The sequence below is a fragment of the [Actinomadura] parvosata subsp. kistnae genome (assembly GCF_900323885.1).
GTDB classification, from domain to species: domain Bacteria; phylum Actinomycetota; class Actinomycetes; order Streptosporangiales; family Streptosporangiaceae; genus Nonomuraea; species Nonomuraea composti.
Window position 1 is genome coordinate 330,703 of record NZ_OOHJ01000022.1, and the last position, 13,156, is coordinate 343,858.

Annotated in this window: 13 protein-coding genes; 6 read left to right on the forward strand and 7 right to left on the reverse strand. The window is 72.5% G+C overall.

Translation table 11 applies throughout. From position 1 onward, the window contains the following. Positions 1-20: 20 nt before the first annotated feature. From KIS93_RS44335 to KIS93_RS44350, 4 genes are all read right to left on the reverse strand, one after another. On the reverse strand, positions 21-779 hold the full coding sequence (locus tag KIS93_RS44335; protein WP_186404786.1) for a hypothetical protein: 759 nt from the start codon (positions 777-779) through the stop codon (positions 21-23). 61 nt (positions 780-840) lie between these two features. Beyond that, positions 841-1,086, reverse strand: a complete 246-nt coding sequence (locus KIS93_RS44340; protein ID WP_230465429.1) for a 3'-5' exonuclease family protein — start codon at positions 1,084-1,086, stop codon at positions 841-843. Between the two features lie 100 nt (positions 1,087-1,186). Further along, a complete protein-coding gene (locus KIS93_RS44345; RefSeq protein ID WP_080041320.1) occupies positions 1,187-1,423 on the reverse strand; it encodes a DUF397 domain-containing protein in 237 nt (78 codons plus the stop codon). Continuing rightward, positions 1,424-2,245: a helix-turn-helix domain-containing protein gene (locus tag KIS93_RS44350; RefSeq protein ID WP_168010388.1), complete on the reverse strand. Its 822-nt coding sequence runs from the start codon at positions 2,243-2,245 to the stop codon at positions 1,424-1,426. A gap of 350 nt (positions 2,246-2,595) precedes the next feature. On the opposite strand from KIS93_RS44350, the gene KIS93_RS44355 reads away from it, so the two are divergent. Continuing rightward, positions 2,596-3,090: an ATP-binding protein gene (locus KIS93_RS44355; RefSeq protein ID WP_080041321.1), complete on the forward strand. Its 495-nt coding sequence runs from the start codon at positions 2,596-2,598 to the stop codon at positions 3,088-3,090. Positions 3,091-3,168: 78 nt separating this feature from the next. Next, positions 3,169-5,589, forward strand: coding sequence for a helicase-associated domain-containing protein (locus KIS93_RS44360; protein ID WP_080041322.1), 2,421 nt, complete (start codon positions 3,169-3,171; stop codon positions 5,587-5,589). A 6-nt stretch (positions 5,590-5,595) separates the two neighbouring features. Here KIS93_RS44360 and KIS93_RS44365 read toward each other — a convergent pair whose 3' ends face one another. Further along, on the reverse strand, positions 5,596-6,612 hold the full coding sequence (locus KIS93_RS44365; protein ID WP_080041323.1) for an ABC transporter substrate-binding protein: 1,017 nt from the start codon (positions 6,610-6,612) through the stop codon (positions 5,596-5,598). Between the two features lie 86 nt (positions 6,613-6,698). On the opposite strand from KIS93_RS44365, the gene KIS93_RS44370 reads away from it, so the two are divergent. From KIS93_RS44370 to KIS93_RS44380, 3 genes are read left to right on the forward strand one after another with little or no spacing between them, the layout of a single operon-like run. Next, positions 6,699-7,763, forward strand: coding sequence for a FecCD family ABC transporter permease (locus KIS93_RS44370; protein ID WP_230465430.1), 1,065 nt, complete (start codon positions 6,699-6,701; stop codon positions 7,761-7,763). After that, positions 7,760-8,767 carry a FecCD family ABC transporter permease gene (locus tag KIS93_RS44375; protein WP_080041325.1) on the forward strand — a complete coding sequence of 336 codons (1,008 nt, stop codon included), beginning with the start codon at positions 7,760-7,762 and terminating at the stop codon, positions 8,765-8,767. The genes KIS93_RS44370 and KIS93_RS44375 overlap by 4 nt, the downstream gene beginning before the upstream one ends. Next, the gene (locus KIS93_RS44380) at positions 8,767-9,567 is read left to right on the forward strand and encodes an ABC transporter ATP-binding protein (protein ID WP_080041326.1); all 801 of its coding nucleotides are present in this window, start codon (positions 8,767-8,769) and stop codon (positions 9,565-9,567) included. The genes KIS93_RS44375 and KIS93_RS44380 overlap by 1 nt, the downstream gene beginning before the upstream one ends. A 378-nt stretch (positions 9,568-9,945) precedes the next feature. Here the strand turns inward: KIS93_RS44380 and KIS93_RS44385 are convergent, their stop codons facing one another. Further along, positions 9,946-10,539 carry a TetR/AcrR family transcriptional regulator gene (locus KIS93_RS44385; RefSeq protein WP_186404787.1) on the reverse strand — a complete coding sequence of 198 codons (594 nt, stop codon included), beginning with the start codon at positions 10,537-10,539 and terminating at the stop codon, positions 9,946-9,948. Positions 10,540-10,653: 114 nt separating this feature from the next. Here KIS93_RS44385 and KIS93_RS44390 point away from each other — a divergent pair, with 114 nt between their 5' ends. Then, positions 10,654-11,946 carry an FAD-dependent oxidoreductase gene (locus tag KIS93_RS44390; RefSeq protein ID WP_080041327.1) on the forward strand — a complete coding sequence of 431 codons (1,293 nt, stop codon included), beginning with the start codon at positions 10,654-10,656 and terminating at the stop codon, positions 11,944-11,946. Here KIS93_RS44390 and KIS93_RS44395 read toward each other — a convergent pair. Next, positions 11,897-13,153, reverse strand: a complete 1,257-nt coding sequence (locus KIS93_RS44395; RefSeq protein WP_080041328.1) for an ArgE/DapE family deacylase — start codon at positions 13,151-13,153, stop codon at positions 11,897-11,899. The two genes, KIS93_RS44390 and KIS93_RS44395, sit on opposite strands and share 50 nt — an antisense overlap. Positions 13,154-13,156 lie beyond the last annotated feature (3 nt).

Consider the following 13,156-nt stretch of genomic DNA (forward strand, 5'->3'; position numbering starts at 1 on the left):
GGCCACCTCCGCAGCCGACGCTAACCCGGCGGGCTCCCTGGCGCCAGGCGGCAGCCGGGGAAGGGTGCCAGAAGCGTCTCACGCCAGCGGCCCTCAAGGTAGTCGCGGGCGCGTTTTCCCCAGTCGAGCAGCCGGGGGTCGGGCTCGACCTCGTCGTCGAGGCCGAGCGCCGCGTCGCGGGCGCGCTGGGTGGCGAGGTGGTCGTCGAGGGAGACGGCCCAGACGGTGACCGCCTCGGTGTCGCAGAAGAGCACTTCGTACAGGCCGACGAGGGTGTGGCCGTGCTCGGCGAGCAGCGGGGCCCGTTCGGTGCGTACGGCGTGCAGGTAGTCGAGGGCGGCGCCGGGGCGGACGCGGGCGTTCTCGAACAGGTAGAGCTCGGCGGCGGGCGCCTGCCCGAGCGGCGGGCAGCCGGGGGCGGCGCCGAGCGGCCGGGAGTACGCCGAGAAGCGCAGGTCGTCGATGTCGGACAGGAACAGGCGCTCGTCGACGCCCTGGTAGATCTCCATCATCTGCCGCCAGCCGCCGTCCCAGCCGCCGTGGCAGTCCCACAGGGTGACGGCCTTGAACTGGGGGTGCCCGGTGATGCCGACGGCGTAGAAGGCGCCGACGAGGTCGATCTCGCGCGAGCGGATGGACATGCCGGAGGTGAGCTCCGGGGCGGCGCGCTCCTCGTCCTCGCGTTTGTAGCGGGTCAGCCAGGTGAGGTACTCCAGCGGGCGCCTGGAGTTCATGGGCCGGAAGTCGACCTCCTCGATCAGGTGGATCGCGCGCCGCACCACGCCTCCTCCGCCCCGAAAAGCGTCACCAAGCGATTGCTTGGGACAAGAGGATAGGCGATCAGGCCAGCGCTTGGGAAGGCTGGGGCCCCCGCCCCGTCAGCCACTCCAGGACCCGGCGGTGCCCGGACGCGGCGTCCTCGAAGTGACCCCAGTGCCAGTAACGCGGCTGGTCCCTGATGCCGGTCACCCAGGTGCGGTAGGAGACGGAGGCGCCCGTGGTGGCGGGCGCCACGCCGTATGTGCGGATCACGACCTTGCCGCCCGGCGCGAACAGCACGTCGTCGGCGATCGGATACAGAGTCATCTGGTCGAGCATGACCCCGATCCTGGCCAAGGGACGAGGCCGGGCGGTTACGCCACCGGCGCGCCCTCGTTACGCGAGGCGCGCCGGTGTGAACATGCTGTTACACGAGGAGGCCGTCGAACTCTCCGTCCTTCACCCCGAGCACCAGGGCCCGGATCTCGTCGCGGGTATAGATGAGGGCAGGGCCGTCGGGGAAGCGCGAGTTGCGCACCGCGATGCCCCCGTCGGGGAGCGCGGCGAGCTCGACGCAGTTGCCCTGCGAGTTGCTGTAGCGGCTCTTGCGCCAGGCGACCTGGGTGAGGTCTGCCGCCGGCATGCCGTTGTAGGTCTGGTTCATCTACATCTTTCTGAGAAGACCGCCGATGAGCTCGACGGTGCCCCCTGGCGTGGTGCTCTCCACGCACAACTGCTCCATGGCCGTGAGGTACGGATCGATGTCCTCACGTTTGTCCAGGTACAGGGCACCCCAGAGCTGCTCGACGTAGACAACGTCCGACAGATCGGACTCGGGAAACCGCAAGATGCTGAACGCGCCCCCTTCAGCGGCGTGCTTGCCGAACCTGAAGGGCATCACCTGGATGGTGATGTTGGGAAGGGCAGCGACTTCCAGCAGATGCTGGAGCTGCTCGGACATGACCTCCCGCCCGCCGATGGTCCGCTTGAGCGCCGCCTCGTCGATGACGGCCCACAGCCGGGGTCCGTCTTTCTGGGTGAAGCGCTCCTGGCGCTGCATGCGCATGTGCACGCGCCGTTCGATTCTCTCGGGACTCGCATCGGGGTTGCCAAGCTGGAAGACCGAACGCGCATACGAGGCCGTCTGCAGCAGGCCGGGCACGAACTGCACCTCGTAGGTGCGGATCACGCTGGCGGCCTCCTCCAGGCCGATGTACGTGGTGAACCACGACGGCAGCTCGGCCGAGTACTTGTGCCACCACCCGGGGGTGTTGGCCTCGCGAACCATCTCCAACAGGGCACGGCGTTCGGCATCGTCGACGACGCCGTACAAGGTGAGCAGGTCTTCCACGTCACGTGTCTTGAAGCCCACGCGGCCGAGCTCCATGCGGCTGATCTTGGACTCGGACGCCCGGATGTGGAATCCGGCCTGTGCCCGGTCCAGCCCGCTGGCCTCGCGGAGACGCCTGAGACTCGCCCCCAGCATGATGCGCCGGACGGTTGAACCGGTCCCGGGCGGATCAATCGACACGTGCTGCTCCTTGGTCCTATCCCTGAGGGTCGTTTCCTTGCAACACGGCAGGACCGCACCGTTCTCGGCGGCGCCCACCGCACGTAGCGAACTGCACCCGCGATTGCCCCTTTTGTACGGGCGACCGCAGGGTAGCGGAGTATGCACCTACAGTCTGTCACTTCACGGCCGAAAGATCATGGGCCGCGGACAAGATCCCCTTTCCCCCATATTGACCATTTGAGGGCAACCGTAGCGCGTGCACGAGTTGTCTGCACGTGCATTCGCTCTTGCACCTGCACGAGAGTTTGAAGCAGAATGATCACGTGCAACCCACCACGGCACACGGCCAGTGGACCACGTTCGATTGGTGGCCCCCTGTCGGCTGGTGGCCGGAGGCCGCCCGCGATCTGCTGGTCCCCGGCCCGTCCATGAGTGCCACGTTCGTGCTCCCGCCCACCGCCGCCTCGGTCCATTCCGCCCGCAGCTTCACCGTGGGCGCGCTGACCGGCTGGGGTCTCGGCGAGCTGGCCGACAACATGGAGCTGGTGGTCTCCGAGCTCGCCACCAACGCGCTGCGGCACGGCCTGTGCCTCGACGACCCGTGCCGTCAGCGCTCGGTCCACATGTCCCTCGTCCGCCGGGGGCCGCTGGTGACCAGCGCCTTCACCGATCCCGGCTCCTCGGTGCCGGTGCTGCGATACCCTGGCCCCCTTGACACCGGCGGCCTCGGACTCCACATCGTCGAATCGCTCAGCCTCCGCTGGGGCTGGTCCGCACTCGCGCCTCACGGAAAGATCGTCTGGGCAGTCCTCTCCTGACCGGGGGTGATCTGCATTACCGTGGATGGTCATGGCTCACGGTGAGTCCCGCGCGCGACCCCATGAGAGTGCTGACAGATGGAAGATCACCTGCTCGGCTGGCTGCGAACACTGGACGAGGACAGGCTCGGCCGCATCCTGGCCAACAGGCCTGACGCCATCGCCGCGCCCTGGCCCAGGCGGCTCGACACCCTGGCCCAGCGGCTCGGCAACGCCGTCGCCGTGATCGAGACCCTGCGCCGCCTGCCGTTGCCCTGCCTCCAGGTGGCCGAGACCGCCCTGGCCATGACCCGCCCCACCCCCGAGTCGCTGGCGCGCTTCCTCAGCAGCCCGCCCGAGGAGGTGACGCCCTGGCTGGAGCACCTCTACGACCACGCCCTGGCCTGGCCCGACGACGAAGGCGTCATCCGGCTCGCCGAGGGCGTCTCCCGCTGGTGGACCGCTCCGCTCAGCCTCGGCGAGCCCCTCAGCCACTACCTCAACGCCTGGTCGATCAGCAACGACGCGCTGCACACGCTCGCCCGCAACCTCGGCCTGCCCGTGCAGGGCAACAAGCGCCGCATGATCACCCGTGTCATCGAGGCGCTCAGCGACACCGACCGCGTCAGGGCGCTGATGCGCCACGCCCCCGAGGGCACCGTGCCGCTGCTCGACCGCTTCGCCTGGGACGGCCCCGCCCTCGCCGTCGACGGCGCCAGGTTCGTCAGCCCCGGCACGCCCGAGCGGTGGTGCGCCGACCACGGCCTGCTCTTCCGGCCGAGCTGGCACAAGGCCGAGATCCCCCGCGAGGTGGCGATCTGCCTGCGCGGCTCCGGCTACCACCCGGCCTTCCTGCCCGACGCGCCCGAGGTGGCCACCATCCCGGTCGACCCCGAGGAGGTCGACCACCTGATGACGCTGGCCGCGCCGCACGTGGTCGAGCGCTGCGCGGCCCTGCTCGACAACGCCTCCAAGACGCCGCTGCCGCTGCTCAAGACCGGCGGCGTGGGCGTGCGCGAGATCCGCAGGGTGGCCAAGGAGACCGGCTGCGACGAGGACGAGACCCGCCTGCTGCTCGAAGTGTGCGCGGTGGCCCGGCTGCTGGCCTGGGACGAGCCGTCCGGCGGCATGATCCCCACCGAGCGCTTCGACCGGTGGCGCCTCGACGAGGGCTCGGCCCGGCTGCGGGTGCTGCTGGCCGCGTGGTGGCGGATGGAGCGGTCCTCGCTGCGCAAGACCGACGGCAAGTACGGCACCCTGCTCGGCGACGACCCGGCCGGCCCCGTGCTCGCCCAGGTGCGCCGGGCCGTGCTGGCGGTGCTCGCCCAACTGCCCGCGGGCACGGCGTTCGCCGACCGCGACAGCCTGATCAGCAGCGTCCACTGGCACGCCCCGCTGATCGACCGCGACCTGCTGCGCGAGTGCGCGCCCGCCGTGCTCGACGAGGCCAGGCTGCTCGGCCTGCTGGCCAACAACACGCTGACCGACCTCGGCCGCGCCCTCGCGGGCCTGACGGCCGGGCCCGGAGACGAGAACGACGACGCCGTCCCCATGGTCGAGCACGACCCGATGCTGGCCGAGGCGGCCACGAGGGCGCTGGCCAGCGTGCGCAGGAGCGCGTTGTTCGGGCCCGACCTGACCGCGGTCGTCACGGGCCCGCCGTCGGCGGAGCTGGCGGCGCTGCTCGACCGCTGCGCCGACCGCGAGTCGCGGGGCGCCGCCTCCGTGTGGCGCTTCACCACGCCGAGCGTGCGGCGCGCGCTCGACCAGGGCTACGACGCCGACGAGCTGCTCGACGAGCTGGCCGGGGTGGGCACCATCCCGCAGCCGCTCGAATACCTGGTCCGCGACACCGCCCGCCGGCACGGCGAGGTGACGGTGTCCACGGTCGGATGCGTGGTGCAGGCCACCGACACGGGGCTGCTGGCCGAGATCGCCGCCAACCGGCGGCTGATCCGGCTGGGCCTGCGGCTGCTGGCGCCCACCGTGCTGGTCAGCGCGGCGCCCGCCGACCGCACGCTGGCGGCGCTGCGCGAGGCCGGCTACTCCCCCGTGCCCGTCTCCGACACCGGCGAGATCACCATCCACCGGGTCAGGGCCGAGGAGAGCGCCCCCGGCAAGCTCATCCTGCTGCCCGGCGGCCAGGTGGCGGAGCTGTCGGAGTTCCCCGGGCTGGCCGAGTACGGGGCGCTGCCCCACATGCTGGCCGAGCCGCCGCCCGACCCGTACGAGCACGCCCGCCGCCTCGTCGCCGCCGGCCGCGCCGACGACGAGAAGAACGGCCGCACCTGGGCGATCATCGGCAGGATGGCGACCAGGCTGCCGACGGCGCAGCAGTCGCTGCTCGGGTTCGTGGTCGACCGGGGCGTGCGCGCCGGCATCACGCTGGCCGACGGGCTGACCGCGACGATCAGCCACGGCGAGCTCAAGGGCGGCGCGCTCGACGCCTGGTGCGAGGAGGCCGGCGACTACCTCGAATTCCCCCTCGCCGAGATCGTCGAGGTGCGCGGGGCTTACTGAAGGGGCCTACTTGAGCGGCTTCGCCTTCTTCAGGTTCGCCACCAGCTCCTCCAGGAACGTCGCGTACCCCTGGTAGCTGAACGGGGCCTCGGCCGACCACGGGTAGAGCTGGCCCGCCTTGACCGCCGGGAGCTTGGCGAAGGTCGGCTTCTTCATCATCTCCTCAGGCTTGAGCGCCTGCGTACGCGTGTCGTAGAGGATCACGTCGGCGTCGTACTCGTCGGCGTTCTCCCAGCTCAGCGTCTGGAAGAAGCCGCCCTCGTCCACCTTGGCCGGGGTGACGACGTTCAGCCCCGCGTTGACCATGTGCACGATGTCGGGGTACTCGGGCGGATTGACCACCCAGAACGCGTCGGCGCCGCCGGACACGAGCAGGATCTTGAGGTTCCTGAACTGGCCGAGCTCCTTGGTGGCCGCCTCCATGCGGGCCTTGGCCTCGGGCACGCCCTCCATGCTGGCACCGAGTGACTTGGCGAGCTCCTCGTACCTGCCGATGACCTCGGTGGCGCTCTTGCCGGTGAGCATGATGCCGGCGGTCGGGGCGACCTGCTCGATGGTGTCCTTGGACTTCTCGGGCACGTACCAGAGGGTGCCGTTGATGTACATGCTGCTGACGAGCAGGTCGGGCTGCAACGCGATGTACTGCTCGACGTTGAACTCGTCCCACACGTTGCCCAGGCCCGTGACCTTGGTGATGTCGACGTTGCCTGCCTGCGGGTCCTTGCTGCCGTCCTTCAGCTTGTGCGGGCCGAACACGCCGATCGGGCGCACGCCGAAGTCCCACAGGGCGGCCGCGGCGCCCACCTGGGCGACGATCCGGGTGGGGACCTTGGGCTGCTCCAGCTTCTTGCCGCGGTCGTCGGTGAACGTCCACGCCCGGGCGGGGGCGGCGGAGGAGGCCGCGGCCCCGGGGCTCGCCTGCGTGGCCGACCCGCCGTCACCGCATGCCGCGAGTGTCAGGGCCGCCGCGAGTCCTGCCGCGCCCGCCAGGAAGCCCCTGCGAGCCAGTACCGGTCCCGACATGTACATCTCCAATGGTTAGGCTTGCCTTCTTGTACGGGCATTAGATTAGCCTTGCCTAAGTTTGACTCGCTACGAGAGGGGGTCGGGTGCGCCCGGCTGAGATAACGGTCACGGCCGGAGCGGAACAGCGGGACGACGGGCGCAGGGCCAAGGGGCGGCCCTCGATGCTCGTCGCCGGGCTGATCGTCACGGCCGGCGTGCTGGCGCTGGTGGCCATGGCGAGCGTGGCGCTGGGCGCCCGCTCCGTGTCGTTCTCCACCGTGATCGACGCGTTCGTGGCGCCGGACGGCTCCAGCGACCACACCGTCATCCGCGAGCTGCGCGTCCCGCGCATGCTGCTCGGCATCGGCGTCGGCGCCACGCTCGGGCTGGCCGGCGCGCTCATGCAGAGCCTGACCCGCAACCCGCTGGCCGACCCCGGGCTGCTCGGCATCGACCAGGGCGCCGCGCTCGGCGTCACGCTCGCGCTCGGCCTGTTCGGGCTCACCGACCCCGTCGTCTACGTGTGGTTCGCCTTCGGCGGCGCCGCGCTGGCCTCCGTCGTCGTCTACGCGCTGGCCTCCGCCGGCCGCTCCGGCTCCAGCCCCGTCCGCCTGGCCCTGGCCGGAGTCGCGTTCGGCATGGTCTGTACGGCCATCGCCTCCGCCATCCTGCGCATGGACCCCCAGACCTTCGACCGCATGCGGTTCTGGCTGACCGGCTCGCTGGCCGGGCAGACGGCCGACACGCTGGGCCGGCTCGCCCCGTTCATGATCGCCGGGCTCGTGCTCGGGCTGCTCCTCGCCAGGCCGCTCAACATGCTCGCCCTCGGCGACGACGCCGGCAAGGCGCTCGGCGTGGCCGTCAACAGGACCAGGATCCTCACCGGCGTCGCCGTCACCCTGCTGTGCGGCGCCGCCACCGCCGCGGCCGGGCCGCTGATGTTCGTCGGGCTCATCGTGCCGCACGCCGTGCGCGCCCTCGTCGGGCCCGACCAGCGGTGGGTGCTGCCGTACTCGGCGCTGGCCGCGCCCGTGCTGCTGCTGGGCGCCGACGTGATCGGCCGGCTCATCGCCCGGCCGGGCGAGGTGCAGGTCGGCATCGTGTGGGCGGTCATCGGCGCGCCCATCTTCATCATCCTCGCCCGCCGGAAGCGGGTGGCGGCGCTGTGAACGTCCGCGTCGGCCCCTGGTCCGTACGGCTCGCGCCGCGCGCCCTGCTCGTCAGCGTCATCCTCGTCGCGATCGGCTTCGCCGTCACCGTCGCCGCCCTGTCCACGGGCGAGTTCACCGTGCCCGTCCCCGACATCATCTCCGCGATCTTCGGGCAGGGCCCGCCCGTCGCCGAGCTGATCGTCGGCAAGCTGCGCGCCCCCCGCGTGGTGACCGGGCTGCTCGTCGGGGCCGCGTTCGGACTGAGCGGGGCCATCTTCCAGAGCCTGACCCGCAACCCGCTCGGCAGCCCCGACTTCATCGGCTTCACCGCCGGCGCCTCCACCGGCGGCATCCTCGCCGTCGTCGCGGGCGGCTCCGCCATGACGATCGCCGGCGGCGCGCTGGCCGGCTGCGTCGTGACCGCCGTGCTCGTGTACGCGCTCGCCTACCGGGGCGGCGTCCAGGGCTACCGGCTGGTGCTGGTCGGCATCGGCGCGAACGCGCTGCTGCTCGCCGTCAACTCCTACCTCCTGACCAGGGCCAACATCAACGACGCCGCCAACGCCGGTGCCTGGCTCACCGGCAGCCTCAGCGGGCGCGGCTGGGACCACGCCGTCCCCGTCGCGCTGGCCCTGCTCGTGCTGCTGCCGCTGTGCGCGTTCATCGCCCGGCCCATGCGGATGATGGAGATGGGCGACGACGCCGCCAAGGCCATGGGCATCAAGGTCGAGGCCGTCCGCGCCGTCGCCGTCACCGCCGGCGTGCTGCTCGCCGGCGTCGCCACCGCCGCCGCCGGGCCCGTCGTCTTCGTCGCGCTGGCCGCGCCGCAGCTCGCCCGCCGGCTGACCCGCTCCCCCGGCGTGACCCTCGCCTCCTCCGCCCTCATGGGCGCCGTGCTGCTCACCGCCGCCGACCTGGCCGCCCAGCGCGTGCTCGCCCCCACCCAGCTGCCCGTCGGTGTGCTGACCGCCGCCATCGGCGGCACGTACCTCGTCCTGCTCCTGCGAAAGGACCGCCACTGATGGACTGCCGCCTCTCCGGCACCGGCCTCACCCTCGCCTACGACCAGCGCGTCGTGGCCACGGGCCTGAACGTGACGATCCCCGACGAGTCCTTCACCGTGATCATCGGCCCGAACGCCTGCGGCAAGTCCACCCTCCTGCGGGCGCTGGCCAGGATGCTCAAGCCCAAGAGCGGCGCCGTGCACCTCGACGGCGACGTCATCACCTCCCTGCCGTCGAAGGAAGTGGCGCGGCGGCTCGGCCTGCTCCCCCAGAGCTCCATCGTCCCCGACGGGATCACCGTCGCCGACCTCGTCGCCCGCGGCCGCTACCCGCACCAGAAGCTCATGCGGCAGTGGTCGAAGGCCGACGAGGCCGCCGTGTCGGAGGCCATGCGCGCCACCGACGTCGCCGAGCTCGCCGACCGGATCGTGGACGAGCTGTCGGGCGGGCAGCGGCAGCGGGTGTGGCTGGCCATGGCGCTGGCCCAGGAGACGCCCATCCTGCTGCTCGACGAACCCACCACGTTCCTGGACATCTCCCACCAGATCGAGGTGCTGGATCTGTGCGCGGACCTGCACGAGCAGGGGCGGACGATGGTGGCAGTGCTGCACGACCTGAACCAGGCCTGCCGGTACGCGACGCATCTGATCGTGATGCGCGGCGGGGCCATCGTGGCCGAAGGGGATCCCACCGAGATCGTCACGTCGGAGCTGGTGCGGGAGGTGTTCGAGCTGCGGTGCGAGATCATCCAGGACCCGCAGTCGGGCACGCCCCTCATCGTCCCCGAGGCCCGGCGCCGCGTCCCCGCCTCGTCCTGACGCCCCTTTCCCGCCGTACTTCGGCGGGGGTCCTTCTGGGGAGGAGGGAGGGCGAGGCACGCGTCGCCTTCGCCCCCTCGGGCGCCATCGCGCATCGCTCCATCCCGCGCCTCGCGCCGCCCGCACGCGGCGCCTCCGCAGCGGCGGGATCGGGCCGTGCGCCGCGCCTTCGCGCGCGCCCTCGTGGGCGGGCTGCGGCGCGCGGTGGCCGGAGGTGCGCGGGAGGCGCCCTACGCACGGTGGCCGGAAGTGCGCGGGAGGCGCCCTACGCACGGTGGCCGGAGGTGCGCGGGAGGCGCCCTACGCACGGTGGCCGGAAGTGCGCGGGAGGCGCCCTACGCGCGGTGGCCGGAGGTGCGACGCGGTCCCGAGGGGGTCTCAGGTGAGGGTGGTGGCGAGGGTGGTGAGGGCGGTGAGGGTGCGGTCGCGGCCGTATTCCGTCTGGAGGACGTCCGCGAGCTCCGCCTGCATCGCCGCCAGCAGCGTGTGCGCCAGGACGTCGGCGTCGCCGCCCCGGGACTGGGCGAGCAGGATCGCCACGTGCCGGTGCCAGAACCAGTAGGACCCGATGCGGTAGCGGGCGCCCGGGCTGGCCGTCTCCGACATGCGGACCAGGTCGAGGTGGGCGAAGAGGAAGTCGAGGTAGGCGCGGACGAAGGCGACCAGCCGCTCGCGGGCGGGCGCGCCGGGCCCGAGCGGCGGCGGCCCGGACAGGATGCGCTGCTGGAGGTCGCGCTCACGATCGTCGAGCAGCGCGACCGCCAGCCCCGCCTTGTCGCCGAAGCGCCGGAACAGCGTGCCCTTGCCGACACCGGCCTCGGCCGCGACGGCGTCCATGGACACGGCGTCCACGCCTTTCTCGGCGAACAGCCGCGCCGCCGCGGCCAGCACTTTCTCCCGGTTGCGTGCCGCGTCCGCCCGCTCCTGGACGGGCCGGCTCATGAGCAGCTCCAGCGATGTCTCCCGCACCATCCGGACTTTAGTCCAAATCAGCCGCGCTGGAACGCGCCAAAGGACGTGGAAGGAAATCCATCCGCGGGCGACCCTCTGCCGAATGCTCACCACGGCTTCACAGGGGGAGACCACATGGACCACGCCGTCGTCATCGGGGCGAGCATCGCGGGCCTGCTGTCCGCCGCGGCGCTGCACCGCAGGTTCGCGCAGGTCACGGTGCTCGATCGGGACGCGCTTCCGGCGGTGGACGCCCATCGCAGGGGCGCCGGGCAGAGCCGGCACGCGCACGGCCTGCTCGCCAGGGGCAGCGAGATCATGGACGAGCTGCTGCCCGGCCTCTCGGCCGAGCTCGTCGCGCAGGGCGCGATCAGGGGCGACCTTCAGGATCGGGCCCGCCACATCCACGCGGGCCATCGCCTGGCGCGGGGCAATAGCGGGCTGACGGGGCTGCTGGTCAGCCGGCCGCTGCTGGAAGGCCAGGTGCGGCGCCGGGTGAGCGCCTTGCCGGGGGTGCGGGTGCTGGCCGAGCGGACGGTCACGGGCCTGCTGACGCGGGCGGGCAGCGTCACGGGGGTGCGGCTGGCGAGCGGGGAGGCGATCCCGGCCGACCTGGTCGTGGACGCCTCGGGCCGCGGCTCGCGCACGCCGTTCTGGCTGGGCGAGCTGGGCTGCCGGCCGCCGCGCGAGGAGCGGGTGGCGATCGACATGAGGTACGCGACGCGCGAGTTCCGCCGCCGCGACGACCATCTCGCCGGGGACCTGGTCGCCATCGTCGCGCCCACGCCCGAGGTGCCGCGGGCGGGGGTGGCGCTGGCGCTGGAGGACGAGCGCTGGGTGGTGACGCTGGCCGCCTACGGCGAGGACCCGCCGTTCGCCCCGGCCGACTTCGCCGCCTACGCCGCCACTCTCACGGCGCCGGACCTGCACCATCTGATCACGGCCGCGGAGCCGCTCGGGGAGCCGCGGGCGTACCACACGCCGGCCGCCGTCAGGCGCCGCTACGAGCGGCTGGCCTCGTTCCCCGGCGGCCTGCTGGTCACCGGGGACGCGGTCTGCGCGTTCAACCCGCTGTACGGCCAGGGCATGACGGTCGCGGCCATGGAGGCCAGGGCGCTGCTCGACCCGGACCTGGGCGCGGCGGCGTTCTTCCGCCGGATCGCCGCCGTCGTGGACCCGCCGTGGGAGCTCACGGTCGGCGCCGACCTGCGCATGCCCGTCGGTGCCGGGCGGGTGCCGGGGAAGGCCCGGCTGATCGGCGCCTACCTCGACCGCTTCCACGCGGCCGCCGCGCACGACGCTGAGCTGACGCGCCGCTTCCTGCGGGTGACGAACCTCTACGACCCGCCCCAGTCGCTGATGAGCCCTCCGGCGCTGCTCAGAGTGCTGCGCAGCGGCGCACAGCGAGCAGTGCCAGTGCCCGCGTGACGTCGAGCAGCTCCTTCAGCTCGACCTGCTCCCTGGGGGCGTGCGCGAACCGCACGTCCCCGGGCCCGTAGTGCAGCGTCGGGATGCCGCCCGCCGCGTAGAGCCGCAGGTCGCTCCCGTACGGCGCGGCCGTCTGGGCGGGGCGGGCCCCGGTCGTGTCCTCGACGGCCCGGCCGACCTGGTCGAGCAGCTCGTGCCCGGCCGGCAGCCGGCCGCTGGCGAACTGCCCGCCCGGCCAGGTCACCACCGGCGGGTTCGCGCGCAGCCACGGGTCGGCGACGTCCGCGACCGCCTCCTCGAACGCCGCCCGCGCCGCCGCCGGGTCCTCGTCCAGCCGCACCCCGAGCCGCCCCTCGGCGACCAGCAGGTCGGGCACGGTGCTGGCCCAGTCGCCGGCGCGCACGGTGCCGATCTCGATCGGGTACGGCATCGCGTTGCCCGCGAACAGCTCGGGCACGTCCCGGTTGCGCTCGGCCTCCAGCCGCCTGATCGCCTGGAACACGGGCCAGAACGCCTCGATGGCATTGACGCCCTCGTAGCGGGTGGCGCCGTGCGCGGCCCGCCCGGCGATCTCCAGCCGGAACGTCAGCGCGCCCGCGTTCGCCGTGATGATCGCGCCGCTGGTCGGCTCGCTGATCACCGCGGCCTCGGCCGTGTGCCCGCGGTCCAGGGTGGCGAACGCGCCGAGCCCGCCGTCCTCCTCGCTGATCACGCAGTGCACGGCCAGCGGCCGGGCCAGCTCGATCCCGGCCTGCTTGATCGCGCGGGCCACGGCCAGGTTGGCGACCAGGCCCGCCTTCATGTCGCAGGCGCCCCTGCCGTGCAGGGTGCCGCCGGTGATGCGGGCGGCGAACGGGTCGCTGCCCTCCCACTTGGCCAGGTCGCCGGTCGGCACGACGTCCACGTGGCCCTGGAGCGCCAGCGCGGGCGGGCCCTCGCCGCCCGGGGTGACGGCCACGACGCCGTACCCCTCCGCCCTCGGCGCCTCCGTGCCGGGGAAGCCGGGGCGGGCGGTCAGGTCGCCGAGGTCGAGCTTCCAGACGTCGACGTCCATGCCGGCCTCGGTGAGCAGGCGGGCCATGCGGTGCTGCAGGTCGGACTCGGCGTCGGTGCCGGTCACGCTGGGGACCCTGACGGTCTCGGCCAGCAGGTTCACGGTCCAGGTCTCGTCGATGGCGTTCAGGACCCGGGCTTCTGCGTCGTGCATGGT

Coding starts and splice junctions, on each gene's coding strand:
- KIS93_RS44340 (WP_230465429.1), bottom strand. CDS start 1,086: ATGACTCTGTATCCGATCGCCGACGACGTGCTGTTCGCGCCGGGCGGC.
- KIS93_RS44360 (WP_080041322.1), top strand. CDS start 3,169: ATGGAAGATCACCTGCTCGGCTGGCTGCGAACACTGGACGAGGACAGG.
- KIS93_RS44345 (WP_080041320.1), bottom strand. CDS start 1,423: ATGAACCAGACCTACAACGGCATGCCGGCGGCAGACCTCACCCAGGTC.
- KIS93_RS44350 (WP_168010388.1), bottom strand. CDS start 2,245: ATGCTGGGGGCGAGTCTCAGGCGTCTCCGCGAGGCCAGCGGGCTGGAC.
- KIS93_RS44380 (WP_080041326.1), top strand. CDS start 8,767: ATGGACTGCCGCCTCTCCGGCACCGGCCTCACCCTCGCCTACGACCAG.
- KIS93_RS44385 (WP_186404787.1), bottom strand. CDS start 10,539: ATGGTGCGGGAGACATCGCTGGAGCTGCTCATGAGCCGGCCCGTCCAG.
- KIS93_RS44390 (WP_080041327.1), top strand. CDS start 10,654: ATGGACCACGCCGTCGTCATCGGGGCGAGCATCGCGGGCCTGCTGTCC.
- KIS93_RS44365 (WP_080041323.1), bottom strand. CDS start 6,612: ATGTCGGGACCGGTACTGGCTCGCAGGGGCTTCCTGGCGGGCGCGGCA.
- KIS93_RS44395 (WP_080041328.1), bottom strand. CDS start 13,153: ATGCACGACGCAGAAGCCCGGGTCCTGAACGCCATCGACGAGACCTGG.